Annotated in this window: 26 protein-coding genes; 12 read left to right on the forward strand and 14 right to left on the reverse strand. The window is 44.1% G+C overall.

Translation table 11 applies throughout. The features are described 5' to 3' along the window. The first annotated feature begins 2 nt into the window (after positions 1 to 2). Positions 3 to 2,120 (forward strand): ATP-binding protein, encoded by a 2,118-nt coding sequence (locus tag HGR01_RS21870; protein ID WP_045871568.1) that lies wholly within the window; start codon positions 3 to 5, stop codon positions 2,118 to 2,120. A gap of 10 nt (positions 2,121 to 2,130) precedes the next feature. After that, positions 2,131 to 2,505 (forward strand): response regulator, encoded by a 375-nt coding sequence (locus tag HGR01_RS21875; protein WP_045871567.1) that lies wholly within the window; start codon positions 2,131 to 2,133, stop codon positions 2,503 to 2,505. A gap of 10 nt (positions 2,506 to 2,515) precedes the next feature. On the opposite strand, the gene HGR01_RS21880 is transcribed toward HGR01_RS21875, so the two are convergent. Beyond that, entirely contained in the window at positions 2,516 to 3,097 is a 582-nt protein-coding gene (locus HGR01_RS21880) for a phycobilisome protein (protein ID WP_045871566.1), read from the reverse strand. A gap of 227 nt (positions 3,098 to 3,324) precedes the next feature. Between HGR01_RS21880 and HGR01_RS21885 the strand changes: the two genes are divergently transcribed. Next, positions 3,325 to 4,122 (forward strand): DUF1838 family protein, encoded by a 798-nt coding sequence (locus tag HGR01_RS21885; RefSeq protein WP_045871565.1) that lies wholly within the window; start codon positions 3,325 to 3,327, stop codon positions 4,120 to 4,122. Positions 4,123 to 4,236: 114 nt separating this feature from the next. Next, on the forward strand, positions 4,237 to 4,896 hold the full coding sequence (locus HGR01_RS21890; RefSeq protein WP_045871564.1) for a HEAT repeat domain-containing protein: 660 nt from the start codon (positions 4,237 to 4,239) through the stop codon (positions 4,894 to 4,896). Positions 4,897 to 4,939: 43 nt separating this feature from the next. Here HGR01_RS21890 and HGR01_RS21895 read toward each other — a convergent pair whose 3' ends face one another. The 7 genes from HGR01_RS21895 to HGR01_RS21925 all read right to left on the reverse strand — a co-directional run bounded on the left by HGR01_RS21895 (position 4,940) and on the right by HGR01_RS21925 (position 15,413). After that, the gene (locus HGR01_RS21895; protein ID WP_045871563.1) at positions 4,940 to 8,056 is read right to left on the reverse strand and encodes a PatA/PatG family cyanobactin maturation protease; all 3,117 of its coding nucleotides are present in this window, start codon (positions 8,054 to 8,056) and stop codon (positions 4,940 to 4,942) included. A gap of 70 nt (positions 8,057 to 8,126) precedes the next feature. Then, entirely contained in the window at positions 8,127 to 9,044 is a 918-nt protein-coding gene (locus tag HGR01_RS21900; protein WP_045871562.1) for a LynF/TruF/PatF family peptide O-prenyltransferase, read from the reverse strand. Positions 9,045 to 9,346: 302 nt separating this feature from the next. Further along, complete coding sequence (locus tag HGR01_RS21905; RefSeq protein WP_045871561.1) at positions 9,347 to 9,595, reverse strand: DUF5837 family cyanobactin class RiPP; 249 nt, start codon at positions 9,593 to 9,595, stop codon at positions 9,347 to 9,349. A 137-nt stretch (positions 9,596 to 9,732) separates the two neighbouring features. Next, a complete protein-coding gene (locus tag HGR01_RS21910) occupies positions 9,733 to 12,078 on the reverse strand; it encodes a TOMM precursor leader peptide-binding protein (RefSeq protein ID WP_228045451.1) in 2,346 nt (781 codons plus the stop codon). A gap of 251 nt (positions 12,079 to 12,329) precedes the next feature. After that, positions 12,330 to 13,088, reverse strand: coding sequence for a cyanobactin biosynthesis PatC/TenC/TruC family protein (locus HGR01_RS21915; protein ID WP_081584057.1), 759 nt, complete (start codon positions 13,086 to 13,088; stop codon positions 12,330 to 12,332). Positions 13,089 to 13,094: 6 nt separating this feature from the next. Further along, entirely contained in the window at positions 13,095 to 13,325 is a 231-nt protein-coding gene (locus HGR01_RS21920) for a cyanobactin biosynthesis system PatB/AcyB/McaB family protein (RefSeq protein ID WP_045871559.1), read from the reverse strand. A 93-nt stretch (positions 13,326 to 13,418) separates the two neighbouring features. Beyond that, positions 13,419 to 15,413: a S8 family peptidase gene (locus HGR01_RS21925; RefSeq protein WP_045871558.1), complete on the reverse strand. Its 1,995-nt coding sequence runs from the start codon at positions 15,411 to 15,413 to the stop codon at positions 13,419 to 13,421. Between the two features lie 1,928 nt (positions 15,414 to 17,341). Between HGR01_RS21925 and HGR01_RS21930 the strand changes: the two genes are divergently transcribed. Continuing rightward, on the forward strand, positions 17,342 to 17,548 hold the full coding sequence (locus HGR01_RS21930) for a hypothetical protein (RefSeq protein WP_045871556.1): 207 nt from the start codon (positions 17,342 to 17,344) through the stop codon (positions 17,546 to 17,548). A 79-nt stretch (positions 17,549 to 17,627) separates the two neighbouring features. Here the strand turns inward: HGR01_RS21930 and HGR01_RS21935 are convergent, their stop codons facing one another. Continuing rightward, complete coding sequence (locus tag HGR01_RS21935; protein ID WP_045871555.1) at positions 17,628 to 18,440, reverse strand: pentapeptide repeat-containing protein; 813 nt, start codon at positions 18,438 to 18,440, stop codon at positions 17,628 to 17,630. Between the two features lie 105 nt (positions 18,441 to 18,545). Between HGR01_RS21935 and HGR01_RS21940 the strand changes: the two genes are divergently transcribed. The 6 genes from HGR01_RS21940 (at position 18,546) to HGR01_RS21965 (ending at position 22,942) form a co-directional block, all read left to right on the forward strand. Next, a complete protein-coding gene (locus HGR01_RS21940) occupies positions 18,546 to 19,133 on the forward strand; it encodes a phycobiliprotein lyase (RefSeq protein ID WP_045871554.1) in 588 nt (195 codons plus the stop codon). 174 nt (positions 19,134 to 19,307) lie between these two features. After that, entirely contained in the window at positions 19,308 to 19,874 is a 567-nt protein-coding gene (locus HGR01_RS21945) for a Uma2 family endonuclease (RefSeq protein ID WP_045871553.1), read from the forward strand. A gap of 148 nt (positions 19,875 to 20,022) precedes the next feature. After that, the gene (locus HGR01_RS21950) at positions 20,023 to 20,754 is read left to right on the forward strand and encodes a 15,16-dihydrobiliverdin:ferredoxin oxidoreductase (protein WP_045871552.1); all 732 of its coding nucleotides are present in this window, start codon (positions 20,023 to 20,025) and stop codon (positions 20,752 to 20,754) included. 84 nt (positions 20,755 to 20,838) lie between these two features. Then, positions 20,839 to 21,588: a phycoerythrobilin:ferredoxin oxidoreductase gene (locus HGR01_RS21955; protein ID WP_045871551.1), complete on the forward strand. Its 750-nt coding sequence runs from the start codon at positions 20,839 to 20,841 to the stop codon at positions 21,586 to 21,588. Positions 21,589 to 21,756: 168 nt separating this feature from the next. Further along, entirely contained in the window at positions 21,757 to 21,996 is a 240-nt protein-coding gene (locus HGR01_RS21960; protein WP_045871550.1) for a hypothetical protein, read from the forward strand. A 34-nt stretch (positions 21,997 to 22,030) separates the two neighbouring features. After that, a complete protein-coding gene (locus HGR01_RS21965; protein WP_045871549.1) occupies positions 22,031 to 22,942 on the forward strand; it encodes a HEAT repeat domain-containing protein in 912 nt (303 codons plus the stop codon). Positions 22,943 to 22,976: 34 nt separating this feature from the next. Here the strand turns inward: HGR01_RS21965 and HGR01_RS21970 are convergent, their stop codons facing one another. The 5 genes from HGR01_RS21970 to HGR01_RS21990 all read right to left on the reverse strand — a co-directional run bounded on the left by HGR01_RS21970 (position 22,977) and on the right by HGR01_RS21990 (position 26,367). Then, positions 22,977 to 23,273: a type II toxin-antitoxin system RelE/ParE family toxin gene (locus HGR01_RS21970; protein WP_045871548.1), complete on the reverse strand. Its 297-nt coding sequence runs from the start codon at positions 23,271 to 23,273 to the stop codon at positions 22,977 to 22,979. Beyond that, positions 23,270 to 23,494 carry an addiction module protein gene (locus HGR01_RS21975; protein ID WP_045871547.1) on the reverse strand — a complete coding sequence of 75 codons (225 nt, stop codon included), beginning with the start codon at positions 23,492 to 23,494 and terminating at the stop codon, positions 23,270 to 23,272. The genes HGR01_RS21970 and HGR01_RS21975 overlap by 4 nt, the downstream gene beginning before the upstream one ends. Positions 23,495 to 23,702: 208 nt before the next feature. Next, positions 23,703 to 24,446: an SIR2 family NAD-dependent protein deacylase gene (locus HGR01_RS21980; RefSeq protein ID WP_045871546.1), complete on the reverse strand. Its 744-nt coding sequence runs from the start codon at positions 24,444 to 24,446 to the stop codon at positions 23,703 to 23,705. Positions 24,447 to 24,795: 349 nt separating this feature from the next. Next, positions 24,796 to 25,122 (reverse strand): hypothetical protein, encoded by a 327-nt coding sequence (locus HGR01_RS21985; RefSeq protein ID WP_045871545.1) that lies wholly within the window; start codon positions 25,120 to 25,122, stop codon positions 24,796 to 24,798. A gap of 285 nt (positions 25,123 to 25,407) precedes the next feature. Further along, positions 25,408 to 26,367, reverse strand: a complete 960-nt coding sequence (locus HGR01_RS21990; RefSeq protein WP_045871544.1) for an orange carotenoid-binding protein — start codon at positions 26,365 to 26,367, stop codon at positions 25,408 to 25,410. 367 nt (positions 26,368 to 26,734) lie between these two features. Here HGR01_RS21990 and HGR01_RS21995 point away from each other — a divergent pair, with 367 nt between their 5' ends. Beyond that, positions 26,735 to 26,902, forward strand: a complete 168-nt coding sequence (locus tag HGR01_RS21995; RefSeq protein ID WP_155539359.1) for a hypothetical protein — start codon at positions 26,735 to 26,737, stop codon at positions 26,900 to 26,902. Positions 26,903 to 26,906 lie beyond the last annotated feature (4 nt).

A 26,906-nucleotide genomic window follows, 5' to 3' on the forward strand; every position in this document is an offset into this window, starting at 1 on the left:
AGGTGTCTAAAAGTTCCTCGAAGCAGCTAAAGCAATCCGGCGCAAAGAAATCTAAACATCAACGACGAACTCAAAAGCGCTTGATTAAAACTTTATTTCAGAACGCCCATGATGCGATCGCTCTCATTGACGATCGCTTATGTTTCGTAGATATGAATATTGCTGCTTGTGATTTACTTGGTCTACCACGTCAGCAACTTAAAGGGCAAGCTTTATCTAATTTCATTACTGCAGAATTTACTCGTCAACCCAAGTCTGTGGGTTTTCCATCAGGAAAATCATTAATGGGGGAGCTGTTAGTTGTATCTGCTGCTCAAACCCCACGAGAGATGGAATATACTTTAACACCTAACGTCCTGCCCCACTGTCATCTACTGTTATTGCGAGATATTAGTCAACGCCGAGAATCAATGCAGGCGGAATTAAGACAGCAACAGCAGCGAGTGGAACTGTTTTCGGAAGTGACGCTCAAAATTCGCCAGTCGTTGCAGCTCAAGGAAATTCTGCATACCACTGTGACAGAAGTGCAGCGGATTCTCCAAGCCGATCGCGTGCTAATTTATCATGTATTGCCTGATGGTACAGGCAAAACCATCAGCGAATCAGTGTTACCAGACTATCCCACACTCATGGATCTGGAATTTCCCCAAGAAGTTTTTCCCCAGGAATATCAACAACTATATGCCCAAGGAAGAGTCAGAGCGATCGCAGATGTACATGATCCAACCGCAGGATTAGCAGAATGTTTGGTGGAATTTGTCGATCAATTCCATATCAAAGCCAAATTAATTGTACCGATTGTGCAAAACCTCAATGCCAACTCCCAGAATCAGCTGTGGGGTTTGTTAATCGCCCACCAATGCGACAGCGTTCGCCAATGGGTGGATTTTGAGTTGGAATTAATGCAGCAATTAGCGGATCAAATCAGTATTGCTTTATCTCAAGCTCAACTATTAGGAAGATTAGAAGAGGTTGTAGCAGCGCGCACCGCCGAATTGCAAGAGGAAATTAATGTGCGGATGCAAGCGGAAGCAGCATTGCGACAGAGTGAAGAACAATTGCGATTGATTACCAATGCCTTACCAGTACTGATCGCTTATGTAGACGAGCAACAGCAATATCGCTTTAATAATCAAGCATATCAAGATTGGCTGGGACAATCGCCTCAAAAAATTTATGGTTCCCATCTGCGTCAGGTTTGGGGAGAAGATTGCTACCAAAGAATGGAAGTTTATGTAAAAACCGCTTTATCTGGGCAAGCGGTCAACTATGAAAATGATATTGTTTTAAGAGATGGGAGTTGGCGAGCGGTTGATGTGACTTACATCCCGCATTTAGATGACGAAAACATGGTCAAGGGATTTTTCGCACTGAGTAGCGATATTAGCGATCGCAAAGCTATTGAACGGATGAAAGATGAATTCATTTCTATCATTAGCCACGAACTGCGGACTCCCCTAACTTCCTTGCACAGTGCCTTGAAAATTTTGGCTACAGGGCGATTAGGTACTCTCTCGACTGAAGGACAACAAATGCTAGGAATTGCTGATGACAGTACTGAACGCTTAGTGCGTTTAGTCAACAACGTCCTCGATTTACAGCGAATTGAGTCTGGCAAAGTCATTATGGAGTGCCAAGCCTGTAATGCTGCTAATTTGATGATCCAAGCAGCAGAGGCCATGCAAGCAATGGCACAGCAGCAAGAAGTAACTCTAGTCAAACAACCACAAGATATTTCTGTGTGGGCAGATGCCGATTATATCTTGCAAGCCTTGACAAATTTACTTAGTAATGCAATTAAATTTTCATCACCAGGGGGGACTGTTTGGCTAACAGTAGAACAAGAAAAAAACTCCTCAAACAACCCCAAAGAAGTGGTGTTTCGGGTGCGGGACGAAGGACAAGGCATTCCGGCTGACCAACTCGAAAGGATCTTTGAAAGGTTTCAACAAGTAGATTCGTCAGATTCCCGCAAAAAAGGTGGTACTGGTTTAGGGCTGACTATCTGTCGCAAAATTATTGAACAACACAACGGCAGAATTTGGGCTGAGAGTACTCCAGGGTGTGGAAGCACTTTTGCCTTCACATTACCTACCCTTGAGTACGCCAATATCCAATGAGGGGGGAGCTATGCAGACCAAGCGGATTTTAATTATTGATGACGAAGAAACCATCCAAACTGTTGTGCAATTTGGTATCAAGATGGCTGCTGGATGGGAAGTTTTCACTGCTAGTTCTGGTTTTGAAGGCATCCAAGCTGCCCAAACGGCAAAACCGGATGCAATTTTGTTGGATGTGATGATGCCAGATATGGATGGTATTGCTACCTTTAAAGAACTCCAGTCTCATTCCGAAACAGAACAAATTCCGGTGATTTTGTTAACTGCCAAAGCCCAAACAGCAGAAAAGCGCCAATTTAATGATTTGGGAGTTAGCGGTGTCATTACCAAACCCTTTAATTCCCTGGATCTACCAGAGCAAATAAGTAGAATTCTCCATTGGTAGCCGAAATACCTTAGCGAAATTGTTTTAATTGCTCAATCAAATGTTCAAAATAAGGGGCAACCATTGCTTGCTGCTCTGGTTCTACTCGCTTTAAACTGGCAGTTTTAATGCCTTCTAGCCCCACAACCATTGCATCTAAAGGTACTTGCAATTCTTGATACAAGAGTTGCATATAGCGCAATCCTTCAGAGCTTGTATAGTCGGTATGCTGACCAGCAATACCGTAAGTAATACAGCGTAAGAAGTGCCAAAAATCACGCCAGCAGGCATCGGCCCTGACTGCGGGGTAGAGTCCACCACCAGGTTGGGTAATGTTGGGGAATGTAGCTAATACCTGGCTTCTGGCTTCATCGACAATTTCATGGACGCGATCGCGTAACTCCTTACTTACGGGAATAAGTGCTGTATTTGCCGATCCCAGTTGCTGAATCTGCTGCAAATCTTCATCAGTAAGATACCGTCCTTGGTCGTCAGCCGCCTGGAATAGCTCAATAGCCTCTGCTGAATGGGTATTTTGCCAAGTAGCAAAACTGACAATCCTGGCTTTTTTAATCAGTTCTCGAACTTTTTCACTTAATTGTGCCTGAGTCACTTCGCTTCGCTCCGAATTCAAAATTCAAAATTCAAAATTAATTGTTCTCATAACGAAGTTTAGGGCTTGTATCCTTGTGGTTTTCGGTTATTTTCAAAAGTATTAATTGATTGAAAAGAACTCTTGCCCCTTTTTAAACTTCTAGCAGGGTTGTGGCAAATAGCCTCACAAGTGAGCTATTAGTAAAACTTTAGCGGTAACTTGTTGCGAAACTCAACAGGCCAAGTATGAACAATTCCGAAGACTACATAGTTAATAACCTAGATTTCTATAGAAATCATCATGGTCAGCAGCTTTATTATCGCTGGGAGGGAGAAGTCTTTTGGCAAGAGACAGGCGAACATCAACGGGAGAAATTATTCTCGATTATTGGGATGAATGCAACTAAAGTTTTCATTCGTCCCGATTCTGAGTTGGGCCAGGTGGGTTATCGGATCAATCGAGAGTTGGGTTTGTTTTGCGATCCGCAGACCCAAGAAATCCTGCATACATGGCAACCCAGTTCGACTCGTCCGGCTGTAGCGATTGTACATATTGCCAATCGCATAGTGCAGGGGGCTGTGCGACCGAAAACGACGGTCATCCCCCAAGGACAAGATTATGTTACCTCTGTTGTAGAAATTCCCCTCACCTATCCTCATCCATTAGCAGCAGATCCTCAATATCGAGATTATTGTCCCGGTGAAACCTTTAATGGCACAGAATATTTCACCAGCCACATTGCCCGACCAGGGGTGAAGAATCTGCCTCCAGCGACCTGGGCAAGAGATTGTCCTTGGTTACCTTGGATGAAACTGGGCTATGGTCATCCTGCGCGCTTACGATTTGAGACCACAACGACTCGGGTTGAATCCTTTGAACAACTACATCCCAACCTGATTAAACTAATTCGCGCACAAGTGCCAATATATGAATTTACTCCTGACCAGAGTAACGAAGCAAATATGACCAGTACACTGTACTTTAAGCAGCATTTTGACGCTTACCTCAAAGGAGAACGCTTTCCCATTCCTGAACGGGTTTGAGAACGGTTTGAAACTTTAAGCTTTTGCAGGCATAGGAAAGAATGCCAATGCCCAATGCCCAATGCCCAATGCCCAATGCAATTTTCTCTAACTTAATTTCAGTGTGTCAATTCTATGGATCTCAGTCAAATCGAAACCAATCTGCAAAACCCTGATTTTCAATACCGCCTCAAGGCAATATCTGCCCTGCAAGATTATCCGGCTGATATCGCTGTTCCTTTACTTAACCGCCATATCCAAGATCCAGAGTTTTTGGTGCGAACCTTTGTTGCGAGGGAGTTGGGTAAGCAAAAAACCTCAGAATCTTTTGCTGCTCTGTTGCAAATTATCAAGTTTGATAACACTCCCAATGTCCGCGCCGAAGCGTCTAATTCTCTATCCTTATTTGGCCAAATTTCTGCCTCTCATTTAGTACAAACATTTTTACGAGACGATCACTGGTTGGTACGTCGCAGTATTTTGGCAGCCTTAGTAGAAATGGATTGCCCGGAAGAAGTTCTAGAAGTGTGTATGCTAGGGCTAGAAAGTGACGATGCCGCAGTCCAAGAAGCATCTGTAGATGGGCTGGGGTGGTTAGCGAATTCTCGTCAATCTGGAGCCGCTTTGTCTCAACTCCTGAACCTGAAAAATTCTGAGTATGAATATATCCGGGTACGAGTTGCCTATGCCCTCAAGCATTTTAATACTCCTCAAGCCAAGGAAGCCCTCGCACAACTGAGACAAGATGCCGATCACCGGGTGGTAGGGGCGGCAATGGAAAATCTAATCTCTTGATGTTTGTTTAGTATATATGCACAGAGGAAAGTCAGTTTAAGACCTAACTTTCCTTTGAGCGAGACGGTAGAGACCAACTTTTAATTTCACCGATAGTTACTGGCATAATCAGTGCCACATCAATGGTAAAGCAAAAAACTTTGCGTCCTCGACGACTGCTTTCTGGATCAGAAAACTCCAGCCTGATGTCCCAACAATCGCTATTGAGGCGACAGAACGGACTTTTTTCAACCGTAATTATATCGAGTTGACGACCTTGAGCGATCGCCTGGGCAAAAGTGGCAGCCGCTTGGAAAATATTGGTAGCCGCAAAGTTAAGGGCGCGATCGCGGGATGTGTTTCCTATGTTGCGTAAATCGTTGTAAACTCGGTGGAGGAAATTGCTCAAAGCCTGACGCACTAGGGGAGCTTGGGCTTCGTCCACCCGACGAGCAATAGCTGCCATCGCTGCATCAACCAGAGTATTAACTTTCCAACCGTACATTCCTCGCACATTATGTACTTTCACCACAGGTAAAACTTGACCGGAGAAAAGTTCCACTGTGCGGTTAGTTAGTTTAGCTGGAATACTAACTCGCTCAACAAAATCATTGCTGCTTTCTGGCTCAAGTTGTCCTGCCAACATCAACAAAAACATCTCGTATATCTGGGACGAAAACGCCCCTGTTGGCTCTAGTGCATAGATTATGTCTCCATCCAAGCTCAAAGTCCAGATGAGAGAACGGCTGTCATCAGGATGGCGATCGAGGTGTTCGACCATCTGCCGCGGATCGTAAGGGTCTGGTGGTACAATTACACCGTTAACTTCCGGCGCAAACATCGTTTGTTGGAATGTATCACGGCGGGTTTCGTCTCCAAAGTCGTAACCGATAGTCCCCAAAGCATAAACATTACCAGAGTAGGCGGCGCTAGCTTCCACTGTGTTTGTGTCTGCCGGAATTGCGGCGGCGGTGACGGATGTCTCGTTTGATGTGGTAAGGACGGCTAATTGCACAACTGGGTTGGCGACTGTCGGGGTAATGCTTGCCGGGGTAACTGTAGCGGTAGGCATAGCATATCCAGCGTGTTCCGTGCGGATTACTTGGTCGCCTGCAAAGGAAATAGTGACGGAGGGTTGCCCAAACAGCACCTTCATTGCACCAGGAATATTGACAAAACCACGTAAGCAGCGTTCTGGTTCTTCTACAACCTCTGGGTTACAGGGAATCGCAGTATTGAGTAGTGCCGTGCGGACTGCTTCAGCATCAACTGGTTTACCCTGCTGCAGTTGCAAACTCATCAGTAATGCGGATATTCCGGTCATGACAGGAGCTGCCATACTTGTTCCTGTTAGGCGTACTGGTTTTTCAGTATAGGGTTGCGCCCCCAAGACATCTTCACCAGGAGCTAGGATACCTTCCTTTGCATTATTGCCTCCCCAGTTGCTAAAGTGGCATGGTGTTCCATCAACTTTGGCAGATCCGACCGCCAAAGTTCCTGATAGTACGGCAGGCATACACCAGCATTCACCTAAATTGTTTCCTGTTGGCGAGACGATCAAGACATTGTTTTCTTGACATTTTTTAATCGCCTGCACCAGCATTTCTTCCCCTTCACCGGTTTGGGTGGGGCGACAAAAACCACAGTGGATAATATTTGCACCCAACTCTAAAGCTAACTCGAAGCCACGAGCTAGGTTGAGGGGTGACAGAACATCGTCATAATTTCCAACAACTAGGGCATCTTGCGGTATGTTTATTACCCGGCAATTGGGAGCAATGCCAAAAACTGGACTGTGTTCTTGCCCCACAATCGTACTCGTAACGTGACAGGCATGATCATTGAGTTCAACACGCTCCTTGTTTTCTCTTAAGGCAGCTTTGAGTGCATCTTCTTTCTCCTGACCCTTCAGCCCTTGATCACGAATTGCTTGGAAGGTAATGTAATCTTCTGCAGTGATCGCATCTGCTGGTTCGTGCCAGTAAGGAAAAACTTTGGAAACTTCAGCACCTTCAAAGCAGGATAATGTGTGGTCTGGGTCGCCGTCTAAAATTACAATCGTGATGCGGGGATCGCCAAGGGTTTGGTTATGGAGTTCTGCTAGTCCAGGGATGCGATCATCGAGGTCATGGGGGTGGAGTGCTACTGATTGTTTGATGGCAGAACTCTCAATTTCACTCGCTGAAACTGTTGCCAACTCGCTTTCTCCTTCAGCGACAATAGATGTATCTGGAGTTTGAGCGATCGCATGATCAGCCATCAAGTCAACAGCCTCAAGCTCAGTAGATTCCACTTTCACTGAGGTATTCACACCACTTTCCCCTAGCTCATCTGAAGCAATTTCTGCTACTAATCCAACAGACTCAAACTGATTTACTAATATTTCTGTGTCAATAGACTCAGATTCAGCCTCAACTCTACGCAGTTCAGCCTCACTTCCTGAGAAAGTCGCCTCAGTTAATTTTTCTGACTCATCAAACTCAATCGACTCTACCCTACTTGTTTCAATATAGTTATGACGACCATTGCAGCTACGACTGTGGAACAGCAAGTTATGAAAGTCCCAAAGTTGGAGGGAGGGGGGTTCGGGGTCAGATGTTAGAAAACCCGTGGACCATAGCAAGTTGAGGAACTGATAGGCGGTTTCTGCTCCCAAGTAGGGTGGTGGTGTTAATGTCGCTAGGGATTGAGGCTGGGCAAGCTGGGCTAGGATAGCACTTGCTCGCCATTCTAGCAGCTTGACTCGAAACTTCGAGAGGGGAGACTCCAATACCATTGTGCCTTCGTAGGGATGCTGGTAGGCAAAGCGGGAAAGGGTGACATAGGTTTGTGTCCAGTAGGGTTCGGTCAGATTTAATTGGGCGGATTCTACCATTGGGACTGCTACTGCCAAAGGCAACACAGCATAACTCAACCAGCCCCGCTCATCAAGTTGTTGTAGCATCCGCCCAAACTGTTCTCCTGTCGCCTGACCATCCAGTTCGATTAACCCTTGCACTAGTGATTCGGGGGTAATATTACCTGCTTTGAGGTGATTGAGAGCCATACCAATTCCGGGTGTTGTCGCCAGAGTGAACAAAGCGGTTGGATCAGACTCTACTGAGTGCAAAGTGCAGTAGTCTTCGGTAGTTGTCACTTGGACAAAGGGATTTAGGGAAACCGTGAAGGGGTGATGGTTCATAGTGATGGATAACTACAGAAAATGACTAAATAAGAGAGTTCATAGTGAGCGGGTATTTGAATCTGATATTTTAAGAAAATTCTCGTCTGTAGTAGAACCGCAAATTTTCAACATGGTGTGACTCTAAATCTTTCTGAGTCACACCCACACACGGTAAAGGCCCAGCACCTTGACTGCGGCAAAAGTCATAGATTCTCTGACCTAAACTTGTGAATAAAAAGTATTTCGGCATATCCTCGATATTGTTAAATCCGAAATATATAACTGCTTCAGTATTTGCTTTAGAAAAGCCTGCCATGAAAAGATCACAAGCTTCTAGCAAATAAAAAACTTTTTCAGAAAAATTTCTCTTAGCGTAAGACTTGAGATATATTCCCTGATTACCTACTAATTGCTGTTTTCCTCCTGGACAAGAGGTGTACAATTCCACTTCTGAACGACCATTCAGGAAAAAATCAAATCCAATCATGTAAGAGTCTTTGAGAAGAACTTGAATCAATTCAGGAGAATATTGGCTGCCATCAAGACCGATCGCAGTCATCACAAGTTCTTCAGTATCTTGATTTGGATCTATACCAATATGAATCTTGACACTAGAATCTTCAACATTGGGACGTAAATCAATTCCGGTTGTGTTCCAGAGAATTTTGTTAGAGTTAATATGCACAGCTAAAAATTGTTGGAGCAAATCACGATTGATTTGAATTCCTACCCGGCTTTCGACTTCATCTAAAAATTTTAGTGATTGCCCCAATGACTGGGGCCAAGCGTCTCTATAACAAATATTAATTCGTGCTGCAAATAACTGATTACTTTCCACTTTACACGAAAGTTCAACAACACATCGAGATCCTAAAGCTTGGGCTAGATTTTCCAGCAGAGGCAGAGGAAATTCAGGTTCTACATCAAATGCCTCTTGATGAGATCGCATAAACCGAAGCCGTCTTTCTTGCAAAATACTATGCTGAAATGCAGGAGTAAAAGTCATAAACTTACTTAGGAAAATACACTTAAATTCAATATTAATTTACTTCTATGCTTATAAAATATACATCTTTATAAATTCAGTTTTTTATATAGAATAAGGCTTGCAGCTTAATTATTTAGATAGAAATTTCTAATGATATTGAGTTGATCTTTATTCCAGGATATGAGGTGGATATAAGAGCAGAATACCGGATAAAGTCCGATGGCTGCCCACACATCCTGAACCTCATATCCATCAAAATCTAGTGTTATTTAGTCTCAATGCAAAGACAACTAAACACTATGCTATTGAAACACACTAGATTATTCATCACCATCATAGGAGCAGTAGCAGGGTGCAGTAGACGCATCTACTCCATCGTAGGAGCAGTAGCAGGGTGCAGTAGACGCGTCTACTCCATTGTAGGAGCAGTAGCAAGGTGCAGTAGAAGCATCTACTCCAGCACCACCAAGAGCTTCTTCAGAGAGTTCAGCCAAGTGGCTGGGGAGTTGACCGTTGGTGATCCGAATGACGGGCTTGCCCTGTTGGGGTAGAATGTTTTTCTTGTCCATGAGTAATGTCCTCATTATTGAGTTAATTTAGTGGGTTGACCCGTTCAGGTGGGTCAATCCTCTTCTTCAAGAGAAGAAGCCTAGAGGGGCGATATTGGGTATGTAGCGAAGTTGATCGCCCACAAACTTTAAAAAACTTAAAATGGCATCGGTGTGGGATTCATCTGATTTTCTGTGAGTGGTTCAGCTAACCATCCCAACTTCACCGGCACATCATAGAGCCGACCTGCACCAAACCGCGACCAAAAATGCCGCATTCCTGGTATGGTCACCTTGACCACATTCAAACCAATGTCTGGTCGGGTTTGATCTAAAACTAAGGTTTCTAAACCTGCACTTTGGGCAATCTCAACACAGGTCATAACATCGGTGTAAATGTCATTACTCCAAAGCTTGGGATAATCCTGGGCTGTCTTGAGAGGTTGTGTAGCATCAGGAATAAGATAGGGATGATCTGCCAATTTCGCCGTGAGTAACCAATCAGTAGCATCACTTTTTAGATTCTCATCTGTGACTTTATCCAATTCCAAACCTATTTGATTCACCTCTGTGAGAGTTCGCAAGATAGCAATAGTGGGGTCAAGGTGCGCGCCAAAGCCAAGAATCAGCCTTTCCGAATTTCCCGTTTTCCGATTCGACACCGCGACAAAAGCAGGAATCCCTAAGTCTGCTGTCAAATCCAGCACCCACAAATCACGATCATTTTGCCGATAATACTGCTGTAACTCAACAAAATACGGCTCATCAAAACTGCTTAAATCCACCTGGGGACGACGCAAGCGGTTGTACCACCACAACGCCACACTATCTCGCTCTACCAGTTCCAAAAACCCTTGTAATATTGCTTCTTCTAGGGTATTTCCTGCAGCGTTACCATTGGAATCTCCCCGACAGAAGGAATGGTCTTTGGGTAAAGGATAGTGGTAGTAGCATAAAGCTGTAGGTAGATATTTATGGGTTTGCTCCGTCAGTGACCATACTGGAGTCCAGTCAATAGCTTGGCTAGTATCAAACCTCTGGGGAATCCAATCGTGAGCCACCGTTGCTTGCTGGTTCAAACTTTCCCGATTGGCATATTGCTCATCACTAAAGCATAGAGATTTTTCTGGATGAATCGCTAAGTCTCCTAATTCCGCCAGGGTTGCCCGTTGACGAGGTTCGTCTCCCTGAAAGATACCAGAATAGCGTTCTATCGCTTCACACAAACCACTCGCCTTTGATTGGCTATCCGTCTTACCTTTGCCAGAACTCTTGTGTTTTAGAGTATTGCGTAGACCTCGCAGAGATGTGGCACTACCAAAACTATGCCCCGCCCGGTATGTATGTACAAATGGATTAGCTGGGTCAGATATCCGCACCAATTCCGTTACCACTCCCGTGATTGGGCTAATCAAGTGCTGGTATTTCTGCACAGTGTTTTCTGGCGTAGTGGCACGATGACCACCATCATGGGTAAAGTTTTTGCGGCGTGATTCTAGTTTGAGTGGTTCAAATCCTCGCCGTTGCAAAATTTTTGGGTCGCCACAGGTTGGACATTGCTGACGCTTAATCAAGATATGATTTTTCAATTCCAGAATCGTCTGGTTGAAGGTAATAATCTTGCCGTCAAGGGTAGGGAAGCGGGCTGTTCCTGGTGCAATGCTATTGACATGTTGCTTAACAATCCACTTAGCAATCTCGGTAGCCGCAAACTGTAGACCTGTTTGCAGAGTAGATGGTAGGGTTGCTCGTGCTGTGGGCAAGCTGCCCAGCAGCTGTCCTGACTTTCCATTGCGTCCTTGCTGCGCCTGTTTTTGCCGCAACACCGATGACTCGACTTCGCGGTTGCCCCGTAGTCGGTGGGCAAGACAACTCCAACAACCCGTTTCTCCGGGAACAAACACTGGCCCCAGCCACAGTAAACTACCCACTGGCTTCACCAGCAACCAAGTTTGTTGACTTTTCAAGGCTTCCTGGTTAATAGTAGCTAGTTCTGGCTGCAAATAATCATCGGTTAAGACAATATTGATGGCTACAGATGAATCTGCATCTTGAGCGTTCTGTACAGTAATGCCTATATCTCTGAGGGCAGTGGTCAGAGCAGCAACAGTGACTTGGCTAATATTGTCACCTACGGCGGTCAGCTTGACTGACTGCTTTAGACCCTGTGCAGCAACGGGTGGTGCAATTCCTAACTCTGTCCAAAATGCCGCTACTTCCGGGGATAGATCCGGGGTTGCTTCAGTAAGATAACCTTTTTCCGCCAGACGGTCAAGCACATAGTCAATATATTCTGGTGGCACTTGCCCATCTAGCTGTTCAACAATCTGCTCAATGGTATGTTGACCATCCAATAGCGGCACAATTTGACAGTAAAGCTGTCCAGTGAGAGCATGATTGCCTTGCTCACCAAGCAGATACACTTGCTTTGGTTCGATCACCTCGACATGGAAGTGCGGCTTAATTTGCAGCAGGGTGTTGGATTGCATAGAGCGAACGGTCATTGATGAAGTGGACGATAATGAGGCTGGGATAAGAGGGAAGGACTTCCAAATAAAAAAATAACCAATCCAATCGCTAGGAGTAGCGAGGGAAGCAGAGGAAAAGAAAAAATTTGCTCAATATCTTCGCCCTTGCTGATTGAATAATTTAATTTCTGGAAGTCCTGGAGCAGAGGAGAAAAAGTAGACAAGGTAGGTTTTTACCTAAAGCTATCTTTTGGTTTCTGATTTCACTACTTCCTACTTCCTAATGATTAAGCCCAGATGCGACCCCGACGGTAAGATTTGCTTTGCTTATCAGGGGCTTTCGCTGTTTTTCTGGCGTATTCCCACCAGTAGGAATAATCTTGTAGCCCAGTTTGAGAGGTAGGCACATAAGATTTTTTCTCTTCAGGGGGGGGAGGAGTTTCGGCTGGTGGTGTTGTCTGTTTTTTAGCCATAGTTTCCGCAGTTTCGTTGAGTGGTTGGGGTATTGGGGTTAATCCCTGGGGTGTGGTAGGGGTAGAGAGGTTTGGCGATTTATGGGTAAAAATGACTGCTTCTAGTTTGAGGTAGTCGATCCGATGTGCGCCATCTCCTAGCGCAGTCACAGTAGTCAGGGTGAGGGTATGTTGCCCAGGGCTAAGGGCTGGTAAGGGAGTTTGGGTTTGGGTATATTTGCTTGACCCTGACCCCACAAGTTCGGTGACTGGTGCTCCATCTACCCATAGGGTGTCAACTTCTGAGCCGAAAAAGTTGTAAACAAGTGTAAGTTCCCCTGGTTTGTAGCTTTGGGTGAGCGTGAATTGAATATTCAGCTTTTCAGTGGCAAACAGTTCCTTACCTTTATGCTTAGGTTTGGTTTTGCGACCTGGCGCTACAAGTAATGAAGGTAGAGTCGGCTGGTTGATTGGGTCTGGATCTGACCCAATAATGTAAGTAAATTCACTGTGCCAGCTACCTTTCTGGGAAAATTCTTGACCACCCTTACCAAGCTGACCAATTTGCCAGAGGGTTTCAGTGGTTGGCGACATGGTGAATTAATAAAAGCTGCCCATACCAGCAAAACCGCCCCAGCCCTGGCTAGAGTGCATCACTTGGTTAAAACTGCGGTTAGCAAACGCTGCGGGGTCGTTATAGTTAGCAGCATGGAGTAGATCCATCCGAATACTTACTAAATCCTCTGGACTACCATTTTCCAGATCCACGCACAGTCCTGGCTGAATGAAATGAGGACGTTTGAGGGGGGGAGATAAAATCGGAAGCCGCATGGTTGGGATTCTCCGTATATATAAGGTAAAAAATTAGCTGTTTTGCTGAGAGTGCAGTTACAAAAAGCACTCTTACGCCAATTATATTGCCCTTTAATACGGTGAAGACCAAGAACGCACTTCGCCCAAGGTAACAGGAATCAAGTCACTGACATCAATTGTGAAGCGGAAAATCTTCTTGGCACGACGGCTGTTTTCTGGGTCGAAGAATTTCAATTTCACATCCCAACAATCACTATCTACACGACAGAAGGGACTTTTCTCTACGGTAATGCTGTCGAGTTCCATACCTACAGCTACAGCTTGACTGAAGGTTTGAGCTGCTTGGAAGGCGTTGGTGACGGCAAAGTTAAGGGCGCGGTCTTGAGATGTTGTTCCTAAGTTGCGGAGGTCGTAGTAAATGCGGTTGAGGAAGCCATCTAAGGTCTTACGGATGGTTTCTTCATCAGCTGCTCCAGTTTCAGCTTGCACTGCAGCTAGGGCGGCACTGACTAAGTTGTTAACTTTCCAACCATACAGACCGCGAGTGCTTTGGGGTTCAATTACAGGAACTACTTGACCAGAAAACAGTTTGACGGTGCGTCCGGTGAGGATACCAGGTATGCTGACGCGCTCAACATATTCGGCATCGCTTTCTGGTTGGATTTGACCTGCCAAGAGTTCGTGCAGGGCGCGGTAAGATTCAGCCGCAAAGGGGCCACTGGGGTCGATCGCATAAACTGGGGTAAGTTCTATATTCAGTGTCCAAATTAGCGATCGCGCTTCGGAAATATTATTGTCTAAGTAATCCACCATTTGACGCGCATCGTAGGGATTCGCTGGCACCATCACCCCACTGCCTAGATCAAAGGGAGGCATTAATTGCTTAAATGAGTCTCTACGAGCTTCTGTACCAAAGTCGTAACCCAGTGTTCCTAAGGCGTAGACTAGACGACCAAGATCGGCAAGTTCGCTAGGAGCTTGGCTAGGGGTGACGGAGTTAGCGGTGAAGTTAGGCATAGTTGATTGTTGGTTTACTGGGATGGGAAATGATTGGATTAATTCTTGTAAGTTGGGAGTATTGCTGGGGATAGACCCAACAGATCCAGAGCTAGTTGCAGGTTGCCCTGATGTGCTAGCCACTTCTGTGGTACTGCTTAAGCCACCACCACAACTACAACCAGCAGTTTCCACTGCCGACGCACCAACTGATGTGAATTCCTCAGACATCTTTCCTCCTTTTAATAACGTTATGGCTCCAGGAATATTCAGTTTACCTGCCAGACACCGTTTGTCCTCTTCTGTCAAGTCTGCATCGCAGGGTAAAGCACTCTGCAACAACAGTTGACGAATTTTATGGGGGTCAGGGGTTTCTCCCTGCTCTCGTTGAAGACTCAGCAGCATAGCTGCTACACCTGAGACAATAGGAGCAGCAAAGCTTGTACCACTGAGGCGCTGAGTACCACCACCAACTTTAGCTCCTGGGATATTCTCACCAGGAGCAAGAATACCTTGATTTTGATAGGTTTCACCCCAGTTGCTAAAATCCAGTGGTTTACCATTCGCATCCATCGCTCCCACCGCTAGTACAGAGGGTAAAGCAGCAGGCACATGCAAGCAATTGCAACCATTGTTACCAGCTGCAGCGACGAGTAAAACATTGTTCTCTTGGCACAGACGGACAGCATTTTGTAGCCACCCATCAGATTCGCCATATTCGGTCAGTTGACCTCCACTGATATTGATGACGTTTGCACCAGCATTGATGGCTTGTTCAATTCCCCGCGCTAAATCTAGTTGGGTAGCCCGACGGCGATCATCAGCGAAGACTGGCACAATTATCCCCTTGCATTGGGGTGCGATTCCCTCTACTGGACTGCCCGGTTGCCCAAAGATAATGCTGGCTACATGAGTACCATGAGCAGACATACTGCCATCAATCTGAGCATCTTCTTTAACCAAACTGGGCAAACACTTTAAGTCTGCGCCTTGGAAGCAAGAATGAGCTAGGTCAACAGGCCCATCCAAAATTGCTACGCAGATTTGGGAATCACCAAGGCTTTTTGCCCATAGTGCTTGCATTCCTGCTATTTCTCTGGGATCTGGCATTGAATTTGAGTAAAGGGGTAACAGGATAAGAGAGCGATCGCAATTTTCTCAGAACAAGGTCATCTCACTTTTTGGACTAGGTTCCCCAACCATAAAATCAATAATATCTTTACCATCCAGCAAGATAATTACTTGACTTTTAAATGTATGGTCACTCTCCTTTAAACGCGGAGTCGAACCTCGTCTCTTAATGGATTAGGTCTAAATGATTTCAATTAACAAGTTGCCAATCCTCCAACAAAATCAGGCAATAGAAACGTCTTTCCCTCATTTAATGGATTAGGTCTAAATGATTTCAATTAACAAGTTGCCAATCCTCCAACAAAATCAGGCAATAGAAACGTCTTTCCCTCATTTGATGGAGTAGGTCTTAATGATTTTAAGTAACGAGTTGCCAACACTACAACAAAATCAGGCAATAGAAACGTCTTTCCCTCATTTGATGGAGTAGGTCTCAATGATTTTAAGTAACAAGTTGCTAATATTGCCGCAAAATCAGGCAATAGAAAACGTCTTTTCCTCATTTGATGAAGTAGGTCTAAATGATTTCAATTCACAAGTCGCCAATCCTACAACACAATAAGGCAATAGAAACCGTCTTGCCCTCATTCCATTCACTAGGGGTAATCGTCTCTCCCTAGATGCGGATTGTGGGAATTTTTTTTTCAATTCAATCTACATACATCCAGCTTTAGGTCATGAAACAATCAGTTACCGAATCCAATCAATCGGCAATACTGAGTTATTTATTATATATTCTCCATCAATCAGATATAAACCTTGACGAGACAAAGCTTGTATATCTTTTTTCAGAGAAGTTTATTAGCTCTTTGCAATACTTTCTTAAAGTAAAAGCGCTATTGCAACTATCCCAAGAATCACAAATAACATTGTTTCTTGGTAAATATATGCATTTATACTTTACCTCTATATGCGTGTTTTTCATGCAGATTGTGCTGAAAAACACAATTTTCTGCTTGTTGAATACAATCCTATTATTCAATAAAAAATTCAAGGACATTTAATATCAATTTACAATCATGCTTATAGCTTGATTTTATGGCATGAATACATGATAATAAACGATTACTCATTTTTCTGTACTTTCTCCTATTCGTGAGAGTTTAGAAGAAATGCAAATTGGTCAACAAGAGTAGGAAAAGAAAATCAATCCATTTTGGTGAGTACTTTCCGCAAGGCTTTGACCGTGCCGATTTTAGATTGCCGATTTTAGATTTTTTGGTTCATGCTCCGTCCCTAGTGGAGCCACTCTCGTGGGCGGGTTTCCCGACTTGAGCGGACTGCCGTGGGAACCCCCCTTCAGGTGAATCCTTCGGATACGCTACGCGAGCGCTAGTCGCCTGTAGAGGGAAACCCTCCCGCAGCGCTGGTCTCACCGCAACGCACTGGCTCCTCAGCACTTTCAAGTCAGCTATTCACGCCAGGTTTTGGCACAACCAAACATGAAAATCTGTCTTTCCCATGCCCCATGCCCCATGACGGCAGTTGCTCCACTTGGGGAGACCCCAAGACCGCACTGCCTCCCCAATGCCCCATGCCCATTTTCAAGCTAGAGGGCTAAATAAAAAACGACAACTCCATCGCCAGACGGAGAAGAAAACTATGCAATACTGCTCGGTTAAGGATTTTCAACTCGGAATTTGGTTTGGGGAAAAGGTGAAAGGGTAAGGGTTAAAGGTTTTTTCTTGTCCCTTTTCCCCTTAACCGACAAGTATTGGAAAACTATGTCTTTGAGTTGTACCTAACTCAGTAATGGCTACCTATAATTTATTCATGCTTTACAGCAACTCAATCGAAAAGTCTAGCAAAATTGTAGCAATTTTGACATTAATTAATATTAGGACTGGCAGAATTGGGAAAGAGCAAACTGTAACTCAGTATTTTTGTTTGCAACAGAGGAGAAATCAATGGCTGAAATTCCTACTGGCGGTCAAATGCTCTGGAAATTGGAAGGAGACGATCGCGCTTTGTACCTGCGGCATAATTCGTCAGAGCCTTGGCGGCCGTTTGAGGAATTTCCGCAGTATGTTCTACCTGACCCCCAAGGATTTTCTAAAGGTATTGCTACCTTTCTCGCTTTGCTGAAAAAGGATTGGACAGCGATTAAATCATAAGAAGGGAACAGGGAACAGGGAACGGGGAACAGGAGATAGGTTTGAATTGTTTGTTCTCTTTGTTCCCATCATCAAAATTTCATACAGATATACTTTCCAGACTGGCGCGTGTGGTACGACGGGTTAAAGCATGAGGTGTATCTAGCTCTTGTGCAGGTTGACTAAGGAGGCGCGATCGCATCTCATCAGTTAGCCCCTGAACATGGGTAAAGTCTGCGCCTGCAATGCTTTCCATCTGCTCGAACTCAACGCCAGTCAAGTCTGCTGCTCTTAAATCTGCTCCTGCTAAGTTGGCTCCATTTAACCGCGCATTGCGTAAAGATACTCCAGGTAGCCAGGCTTTGCGTAAGTCAGCCTGAGTTAGCCGTGCGCCCTGAAGATTAGCCCGAGTTAGATCGGCCCCACCTAAATATGCTCCCAACATACTTGCACCCTGCAAATCAGCATGACGTAAGTTAGCTGTATTCAGCTGGGCACCATTCAAATAGGCATTTGGCCCAATCGCTCCAGAGGATTTGTAATTAAAGCCTTCAGGAAACAAAGTTTGGCTATCATATCTTGCACCTAGTAGCTTAGTGGTGGTCAAATTAGCTCCGCGTAAGTCTGCACCACTCAAATCGGCTCGGTACAGACAAGCTCCCTCTAAATTGGCATCCTTTAAAATTGCTTGGCACAAATCCGCTGCTCGTAAATCAGCACCACTGAGATCTGCTGCACTCAAATCTGCTTTACTGAGATTCCCCCGAATCAAAGTAGCTTGATGCAAATTGGCTCTTTGTAGTTCTAAACCACTAAGGTTGAATTGATATAAATCTTTCTGGATGAGAGCAACCCCTGCCTTGAGGACAGCCAAAACCTCTTGGGGTGTCTTATGAGTCTCCCTGCTGATCATGGATTGAAATCATGAGATTATTTAGGGTATTGTACCGCGACCTATCTACACTCAATAAAAAGGATGAAGTGTGAAGTGAGTTCGCACTTCATTAGAGGAGCAGTTATGCCTTTTGTACAACCAATGACCATGATGGAGTTTTTTCACAAGAGTGAAGGAGTCTGGTTTACCCAGCGCACGGTGCATCACTTTGATGCAGTGGCGGATCAGTCAGGAGAATCAAAGCTTTATGTGCAAGTAATTACACTCGACGATCCACGGGTGAAAACAATTTGCGAATCTCAAGGTATCGATCCAGCTAGTGCGAAGGGAGGCGCTAGCTTTATGTGGCAAGAACACGACGACGATCGCGAACCAAATCCGGATCAAGCTGCTGTCTTAATTGATGTCCCAGATGATGAGACTGGGCGATCAGGAAAATTGCTACGGAACCAAGGCTATGTAGAAAGAATTCCAGTAGTTAGCCGTTACTGGTTTGGACAAGATGGTATTTTGACCATCGATACTGAATATGAAACCAACCAAGGTCAAGAACGCTGCTGGTTTATGACCGATGATTTTCGGATACGTGTAAGCACGGTAAGAATGATGAATGGAGTATATTTAATGACTTACTGTTCGGAAAGACGCTATTTGACAGAGGCGAATTTAGCCCAAATGGTACAACAAAATTTATCTAGAGCTTCATCATGATTGTCAATAGATAATTGGGAACAAATGTACAGCAGGTTAAAATTGAAAAAGCACTTTATTCCCCTCATATTCAGAAAAATCATGATATGCGAGTTGGGAATTTTCCCACAGATTTTAGAAGTTTTAGGACTTAATTATGTAAAAAAATAATTCTAATTTGAGGATGCGATCGTAATGGTACAAGCTACAAATACAATATTTACCTTAGAAGAGTTTCTTAAACTACCAGAAACTCAGCCTAGCCTAGAGTATATCGACGGACGAATCATTGAAAAACCTATGCCTCAAGGAAAACATAGCACGATTCAAGGAGAACTATGTCCGAGAATCAATTCTGTTGTAAAAGTCCAAAAGATGGGTTGGGCTTTTCCAGAATTACGCTGCACATTTGGTGGACTTTCTATAGTTCCTGATGTTGCTGTATTCTCCTGGGCAAGGCTTCCTGTAGATGAAAATGGTGATATTGCCAATACATTCACTATCGCACCTGACTGGATAATCGAAATTCTTTCCCCTGAGCAAAGCCATACAAAAGTTACAAAAAAAATCTTACATGCTCTCAACCACGGTACACAAATGGGATGGTTAATTGACCCTGATGAACGATTCATTGCCGCTTATCCTGCGGGAAGACAACCTATACCGTTTGAAAATAGTAATGTTGTTTTGCCAGTACCAGATTTTTGTAGTGGGTTAGAGTTGACCGTAGGTGAGATTTTTGGGTGGTTAAAAGTGAGTTGATCATTGGAATGGCGATCGCATCCTCTAGGTATTGCACTATGCACCTGCGGCTAACGTTAAGGATCGTTACTTTGTTTAACATATTCGAGACGGCGAATTTGTGAATCCCGTATTCTCTGGGATTAAGGCAAATTAGTCTCTAACTTTTATGTATAAGTGCTTCCTTGAGCATCTGGAACAATCGCTTTTGCAACGGTTTACATTGGAGAGTCGCCCCATTCCCCCAGGACTAGACTATCAGGTGAGCGATCGCGGCAGAAATCCCGCCACAATTCAGAGTTGGTGCTATCAATGTCCAGAGTTGCGGAAAATTCGCTATACATACATCGACGCAGGTGCAAGCGCCCAGATTATGAATAGTGTGATTTATCCCAGTCATCACTATGATTTGCCCTTACTCGGCATTGACTTTCTGTCATTTGGTCAGGTGAAGAATCTGATTGTGATGGATTTCCAGCCTTTATTTCAAGATGAAGCCTATTTGAAGAAGTATATCCATCCATTGCAGACCTTGCATGATAAGTATCCAGACTTAGCACAAGGCTTAGAAATGAAATTTTATGATGCTAATCAATACTTTTCAAAATATCTGTTGTTTGCCAAAACCGATCCAGAGACAGTGAAAACCAGAGTATTTGAGGCATTTAAAGACTATCTAAACCTTTACTGGCAGATGCTAGCCCAAGCTGAACCTCTAATTGATCAGTCAGACATTCAACGGATTGTCAAAGCTCAAAAAGACTACGATCAATATAGTGCCGATCGCGATCCGGCATCTGGTTTGTTTAGTAGCTACTTTGGACATCAATGGTCAGAGCGATTTTTGTATGAATTTTTGTTTGAAGATGCTGTGCCATTAGCAACTGTTGTAGCCAAATAGGAATTTACATCTATATCCTCCCAAAATAACTTTGGTGATATTTAAATTTTGAATTTTGAATTTTGAATTCGGAGCGAAGCGAAGTTGACTCTCTATCAGCCATTTTTAGATTATGCGATCGCGCTTTTGCAAGAACGGTTGAATTTGCAGCCTTATCCCATCCCCACTGGATTTGAGTCTAAGCAAGCAACAGTGGGCAAAGGCAAACATCAAGAGGAAGTCTTAACTACTAGCTATGCTTATCAAAGTAGCAAACTCCGGCAAATTCGAGCCGCCCATGTACAAGGTGGTAAATCACTTCAGGTATTAAATTTCGTGATTTTTCCCCACCTGAATTATGATTTACCCTTCTTTGGTGGAGATTTAGTGACTTTACCCGGAGGACATTTAATTGCCCTCGATATGCAACCCCTATTTCGGGATGATTTGGACTATCAGGCAAAATATACCCAGCCTATTCTGCCAATTTTCCAGACACATCAGCAGCATCTACCTTGGGGGGGCGACTTTCCCGAAGAAGCCCAACCCTTTTTCTCTCCCGCCTTTCTCTGGACGCGCCCGCAGCAAACTGAGCTAGTAGAAACTCATGTATTTGCAGCCTTCAAAGACTATCTAAATGCCTATCTAGATTTTGTTGACCAAGCGCAACCGATAACCGACTCTAAACATTTAGCAGAAATTGAACAGGCGCAACTGCGTTATCTCCGCTACCGCGCCGAAAAAGACCCAGCAAGGGGAATGTTCACCCGTTTTTACGGTACTGAGTGGACAGAAGAATATATCCACGGCTTTTTGTTTGATTTGGAAAGAAAGCTCACATCAGCTATCAAATAAAGCAAAAACTCCAGGGCTAGAAATTAATAAGAGAATCAGCAAACAAATCTCCAATGCCCAATGCCCAATGCCCCATGCCCATTTTCAAAAAGTTTTGTTTGTTGGTAACTGAATCTGAGAAAATCTAACAAGGGTATTTTAAATCTAATTTTAGGAAGCACAATCAAGATGACTGATACTACAGAACTCACTGCAAACGCTCCAGCCAGCTCTGAAGAACTGAATTTAGCGATCGCAGAATTGGAAGAATATCGGGAACGTCTAGTTAACGATACCTTGTCAATGGCACAAAAAGCTAAAGTGATGAAGGCACAAGCACTTGCTAGTCTAGAACCTCAGCTGGCTCAATTAGACGCAACTCTTGAGTCTCTACGCCAGCAGCAGTCTACGCTGACATCTGGTAATTAGAGGATTGAAAAATAGCGGTGATAAGGAATTTGTGATGAGTCAATCACTCAACTCAGAAGCTCCAACAGAGGAAGATCCCATTCTGCGAGTGCAAGCTGAAAATGATGCTTTGGTTGAGAGGGTAAACGAGCAGATTACACTCGAAACCTTCGATGCTACAGATAAAGCAGTTCTCAAACAACTCGTGGAGGGTTTAGGAGATCCACGAGGATTGGTGCGACTGCGGTTTGCGGAAACCTTGGGTGAAATTGGTGAACCAGCAACGCCATTTCTCGTAGCAGCATTGGCAAATCATGCCAATGTAGTCGTACGGAGAGCTGCTGCTAAGACACTCACGATCATCTCAGACCCTCGCGCTGTACCAAACTTGCTTGATGCTTTTCTGAATGATGAAGATACAGTAGTCAGAAGTTCAGCAGCTGGAGCGTTAGCGAGAACAGGAGAAGCGTCTGTACCAGCATTACTAGAAATTCTGGCATCAGACAAACATCCACAAGATATTAAAGGTCATGCTGCATGGGCGTTGGCGTTTATTGGCTCGGAAGCAGCAGACTATCTATATCAAGCATTGAACGCCGCCTCTTTAGATGTGCGATGTGCTGTCATTGGTGCTCTCGGTCATGTGGCGCAAGAGCAGTCAGATGAAAAGTCCTGCAACCTGTTGGTTTCTGCCTTAACCGATCCAGAAGCGCTGATTCGCACCGAAGCCGCCGCAGCCTTGGGACAAGTTAATTATCCTCCCTCTGTACCGCATTTAATTCTGGCAATTCATGATACCGATTTAGATGTGAGGAAAGCCGCAATTAATTCACTTGGTAAAATTGGCGATCGCGCCGCTAATAAACCATTACAAGCGCTACTTAATGATGAACAGGAAGTAGTGCGCGTTTTGGCGAAATTAGCGATCGCGCAAATTGAACGTCAATCCGAAGAAGATGATTGGTAACAAGATATCTTGCTGATCTGCTGTATAGGGGTTGCTAGGTTCGTGTCTGCCAAGATGTTGGATCACGCCGACCATGAAAAATGGCGATCGCAATGACCCGACTCGATACAACCCGATAATATACAGCGTAGGGAAAGCGCTGGATTACTGCCCGTCGAATGTCTCTATATACAACTGCGTAAGACTCTGGCATTTGGCAAATTCGATTGAGCATTTCGTCCACACAGTCCAAAAACTCGTCACCCAGCCCTGGCTGTTGGCTTTCGTACCAAGTATAAGCTTCATCTAGTTCTTCGCGAACCTCTGGACGAAATACTAATGCATAATTCATCGCTGTCTTTTAACAGATGCTTTGATGTCTTCCCAAGTTAATACATTATCTGGATTCTTTTCATAGTCCTCAATCCGATAATCAAGCTCCCGTTTTTGCGCTTGGGTCAATTCAGGGTAAGCTTGCTCGGCTGCAATGCTATCCCAGATTGCTTGCACAAGACGAATTCGCTCTTCAACACTGAGGGCTGCAATTTCATTCAATGTAGCCGTAATGTCCATGCAGAGTAATTTAAATTTAGGAGTAGGCGATACACTCTCAATATAGCGGACAAAGTTTTATCCATCAAAGAGAAATATTGTTGAGCGATCGCGCCGCTAATAAACCATTACAAGCGCTACTTATGATGAACAGGAGGTAGTGCGAGTTTTGACGAAATTAGCGATCGCGCAAATTGAACGTCAATCTGAAGAAGATGATTGGTAATGATTAATGAGGTGTAATATCCATATTAAAAAGTAAAGGCAAAAGTTCTTCAGCACGACCTAAATACTCTTCTTGAAAGTAAGGATTTTTAGGTTTCATCGGTTCTAGATTGATGAATATGGTTCTAGCACCCACATAATTTGCCGAACGTACAAAGTTGGCTGCTGGCCATACAGTTCCTGATGTACCTATGGCAATAAAAAGGTCACAATCTCGTAAACTTTGCTTGGCAAGCCACTCTTGCTTAACTGGTATTTGCTCGCCAAATAGCACAATATCCAAACGTAATGGAGAATTACAAAGCTGACAAATAGGTAACAAATCTGTGTGGGGATGTCTGTCTAAATAAGGAGCCAAGCTACAAGTTGGATTACTACACTTTGTATAATTAACGTTACCATGCAGTTCAATAACATTACGGCTACCTGCACGTTGATGTAATCCATCAATATTTTGAGTAATTAAGGTAAATTTTTGGTTGGGAGACAATCGCGCTTCTAAATTAGTTAGTGCTAGATGAGCTGCGTTGGGTTGAGCAGTTTCTAATTGGCTCCTCAGTTTACCAAACAGTTGCCAGATGGCTAAGGGATTAGTTTCAAGAACCGAAATATCGGCAGACTCAAAAGGATTAATCTCGTTCCATAAGCCGCCTTGACCGCGAAATGGTTGAATCCCAGATGCGGCTGATACCCCAGCCCCTGTGAGAACAACAATATTACGGTAGTCAGAAAAATCTAGAGATTGCATTGACTTTGCCAGATAATTTTTAGGTAAAAATTATACAAGCTTCAAATAAGGAGTTAAAAGAATGATTTGCTGCTTTTGGAGCGATCGCACCCCATAAGATACAGTTACAGGCGGTACTCCATGAGTTTGCTATTTCACTATTTTGCCTTGAAATCATCTATAGCAAATAGTAGATTATTGGGCAGAGCTCAATACAAAATGAGATCAGTTTGACATACCCATCAATAAATCAGCGCCAAACGAGATGAATCTGGCGATCGCTCTTAATTATTGCTTATCAAAAACTCTCCGCGTCCCCATGTCTACCTCCCTGCATCAGCCCTAATGCCAGACTTGATATTACTAATAGCTACATCCGTGAAAGAGAGCCAATCTTAGTAAGTTTATCCTGATCCAGCCCCTTGAGTTCATCCAGATGCAACCATCCCTGTTTAATCAGAGTTGCAAAAACAAATACGAGAACTGAATAGTTGTAATCATACTTGCCATCAATCTCGTGTCTTTTGGCACTCAGAAAGTTATGCAACCGCCAGATATCTTCCAATTCGGAAATCTGAACGGCGTTGTCGCGAACGTCCTGAATCAGGGCGTTGATTTCTCGCTCGTATGCTTTTTGAAAGGCGGCTTGAGCAACTTCTTGTTCTAAATCAGACCAACTAACTTCGTTTACCTTCATGCTCCCATCCCAAAATACTCTCCTCCAAGAGAGCAAATTCACTTCATAAGGGAACTCCAAAAAATAAATTATTCCGTTAAAGTCGTTAACGGTTGACAGTTCACAGTTAACCGTCAACCGTCAACAATAGCAATGGAATATTTTTTACTTGGAAGTCTCTAATACAATTTTTGATAGTGTACTGCGTCAGACCGCAGATTTATCATTGGTGGAGGTGTAGAGCTTTGCCCTCTGCGAGGATTGATCACCCTATCACCTCATTTCCTAAGTCTGTTTCTTCTAGTACTAGCGAACCAAATTCAGTAACTCTTTGGGAGATGCTAGTAAGTCTATTGCCACAAAGAAGATTTTATTCTCAGGAGTTAGCAAGAATCTCCAAGCCATATTCATACCCACACTAGCTCCAAACCAGGGAGTTTGCACTGTACCTGTAACTTTGATCTGAGTGTAACCATCCTCTACGGCTTCAGACACACCTCGCTGTGGTATTAACTTGAGGTTCTGACAATCTTCTCGGAAAAACCGATAGACTGCTTCCTTACCTGCGATCGGTTTTTGAAAGGGAGGTTGCAGCGCACCATCGGGAGTGAATAACTCAATCAACGCATCAAAGTCGTTGGCATTTAAGTTATCCATATAACTCAGGATGGTTGGATTATCTATCCCCTCGATAGTGACAGGAGTCCGTTTAGCCATTTCTTTCGGCGGAGCCACAGGTTCACTAACCTTGGTATAACTGCCCAATTTGCTGGGATCATACCCCATATCAACTACAGAATTACGCAGCACGGTAATTTGCTGTCCTGCATCTAGCTCCCTAATTGCTTGCAGAACTGCGGCTGCATTTGCTGATAGTCGATAACCTTGTGGAATAGGAGCTACAATACCCTGCTCCATCCACTCTGCAAGCCGATACCAAAAACCAAGTTTGATGTTTACAGACCAAATTGCATAGGTACGGCAAATGGGCGTATCAGCACGGTTTGCTAGGTCACACATGACCTGAGTTTGTTCCTGGAAAGACATTTGCTTGAGTTCATTCAAGGTGTTTTCTGCAAATACCATATTTGCAGCGCCAGGAGCAGCGATGGTAATCGTTTTACCCATTTCTAGGTAAGCAAACCAGATGAGCGCTAGCTGATCCTCAGCACTCAGTTGGTTGAAGCGAGCAATGGTTGCGGGGACTGAATCGGCAGTCAATGTTTCGGGAAAGATACCGCGAGCTGAATCGATGGTAAACGGCATAAGTGAACCTTAATTAAGAGTTTATGGATGATCAAGCTCAACGCTTAACTGACGTTTACAGCTTTATTTGTGTAAATCTATTTAGTAGTATTAACTATTTGCAACAAAAAGTAAAGAAACTTAATAAATTTTTGTGTCGGTCAAGACAGTAATTGCAGCATCAAGCCTAGCAGTCATATCTTGTGAGTGATTGATTTGAAGACAGCATAAGGAGCTAATACGCCCTTGCGGTTTCCCAACTTGTAGCGACTGGCATCTCAGAGGATCAAGATAGGGTTTTCTAGTTTCTGCATAGATGCAGGAATTATCACTGAATCAGGCGGATATGCTTGTAAAAGCCGGAAATTAAACACTATTCCAGGGTTTTATGTCCAACTTTCAGTTTTTACATGGTGATGCGATCGCACCAAGCAAAGGCGTGTCTTTGTTGGTTTCAGGCAATAAAGCCCTTAATTATAGGGAAATTTTGCGGTACTACTTTGTTGTGGAAGTTAAAAGAATGATTTGCTGTTTTTGGAGCGATCGCACTCCATGAGATA

This window comes from Tolypothrix sp. PCC 7712 (genome assembly GCF_025860405.1).
GTDB lineage: Bacteria > Cyanobacteriota > Cyanobacteriia > Cyanobacteriales > Nostocaceae > Aulosira > Aulosira diplosiphon.

Bases quoted from the DNA above. Each gene is read 5' to 3' on its own strand.
- HGR01_RS21875 (WP_045871567.1), top strand. From the start codon at position 2,131: ATGCAGACCAAGCGGATTTTAATTATTGATGACGAAGAAACCATCCAA.
- HGR01_RS21885 (WP_045871565.1), top strand. From the start codon at position 3,325: ATGAACAATTCCGAAGACTACATAGTTAATAACCTAGATTTCTATAGA.
- HGR01_RS21890 (WP_045871564.1), top strand. From the start codon at position 4,237: ATGGATCTCAGTCAAATCGAAACCAATCTGCAAAACCCTGATTTTCAA.
- HGR01_RS21895 (WP_045871563.1), bottom strand. From the start codon at position 8,056: ATGAACCATCACCCCTTCACGGTTTCCCTAAATCCCTTTGTCCAAGTG.
- HGR01_RS21900 (WP_045871562.1), bottom strand. From the start codon at position 9,044: ATGACTTTTACTCCTGCATTTCAGCATAGTATTTTGCAAGAAAGACGG.
- HGR01_RS21905 (WP_045871561.1), bottom strand. From the start codon at position 9,595: ATGGACAAGAAAAACATTCTACCCCAACAGGGCAAGCCCGTCATTCGG.
- HGR01_RS21910 (WP_228045451.1), bottom strand. From the start codon at position 12,078: ATGACCGTTCGCTCTATGCAATCCAACACCCTGCTGCAAATTAAGCCG.
- HGR01_RS21915 (WP_081584057.1), bottom strand. From the start codon at position 13,088: ATGTCGCCAACCACTGAAACCCTCTGGCAAATTGGTCAGCTTGGTAAG.
- HGR01_RS21920 (WP_045871559.1), bottom strand. From the start codon at position 13,325: ATGCGGCTTCCGATTTTATCTCCCCCCCTCAAACGTCCTCATTTCATT.
- HGR01_RS21925 (WP_045871558.1), bottom strand. From the start codon at position 15,413: ATGCCAGATCCCAGAGAAATAGCAGGAATGCAAGCACTATGGGCAAAA.
- HGR01_RS21930 (WP_045871556.1), top strand. From the start codon at position 17,342: ATGGCTGAAATTCCTACTGGCGGTCAAATGCTCTGGAAATTGGAAGGA.
- HGR01_RS21935 (WP_045871555.1), bottom strand. From the start codon at position 18,440: ATGATCAGCAGGGAGACTCATAAGACACCCCAAGAGGTTTTGGCTGTC.
- HGR01_RS21940 (WP_045871554.1), top strand. From the start codon at position 18,546: ATGCCTTTTGTACAACCAATGACCATGATGGAGTTTTTTCACAAGAGT.
- HGR01_RS21945 (WP_045871553.1), top strand. From the start codon at position 19,308: ATGGTACAAGCTACAAATACAATATTTACCTTAGAAGAGTTTCTTAAA.
- HGR01_RS21950 (WP_045871552.1), top strand. From the start codon at position 20,023: ATGTATAAGTGCTTCCTTGAGCATCTGGAACAATCGCTTTTGCAACGG.
- HGR01_RS21960 (WP_045871550.1), top strand. From the start codon at position 21,757: ATGACTGATACTACAGAACTCACTGCAAACGCTCCAGCCAGCTCTGAA.
- HGR01_RS21965 (WP_045871549.1), top strand. From the start codon at position 22,031: ATGAGTCAATCACTCAACTCAGAAGCTCCAACAGAGGAAGATCCCATT.
- HGR01_RS21970 (WP_045871548.1), bottom strand. From the start codon at position 23,273: ATGAATTATGCATTAGTATTTCGTCCAGAGGTTCGCGAAGAACTAGAT.
- HGR01_RS21975 (WP_045871547.1), bottom strand. From the start codon at position 23,494: ATGGACATTACGGCTACATTGAATGAAATTGCAGCCCTCAGTGTTGAA.
- HGR01_RS21980 (WP_045871546.1), bottom strand. From the start codon at position 24,446: ATGCAATCTCTAGATTTTTCTGACTACCGTAATATTGTTGTTCTCACA.
- HGR01_RS21985 (WP_045871545.1), bottom strand. From the start codon at position 25,122: ATGAAGGTAAACGAAGTTAGTTGGTCTGATTTAGAACAAGAAGTTGCT.
- HGR01_RS21990 (WP_045871544.1), bottom strand. From the start codon at position 26,367: ATGCCGTTTACCATCGATTCAGCTCGCGGTATCTTTCCCGAAACATTG.
- HGR01_RS21995 (WP_155539359.1), top strand. From the start codon at position 26,735: ATGTCCAACTTTCAGTTTTTACATGGTGATGCGATCGCACCAAGCAAA.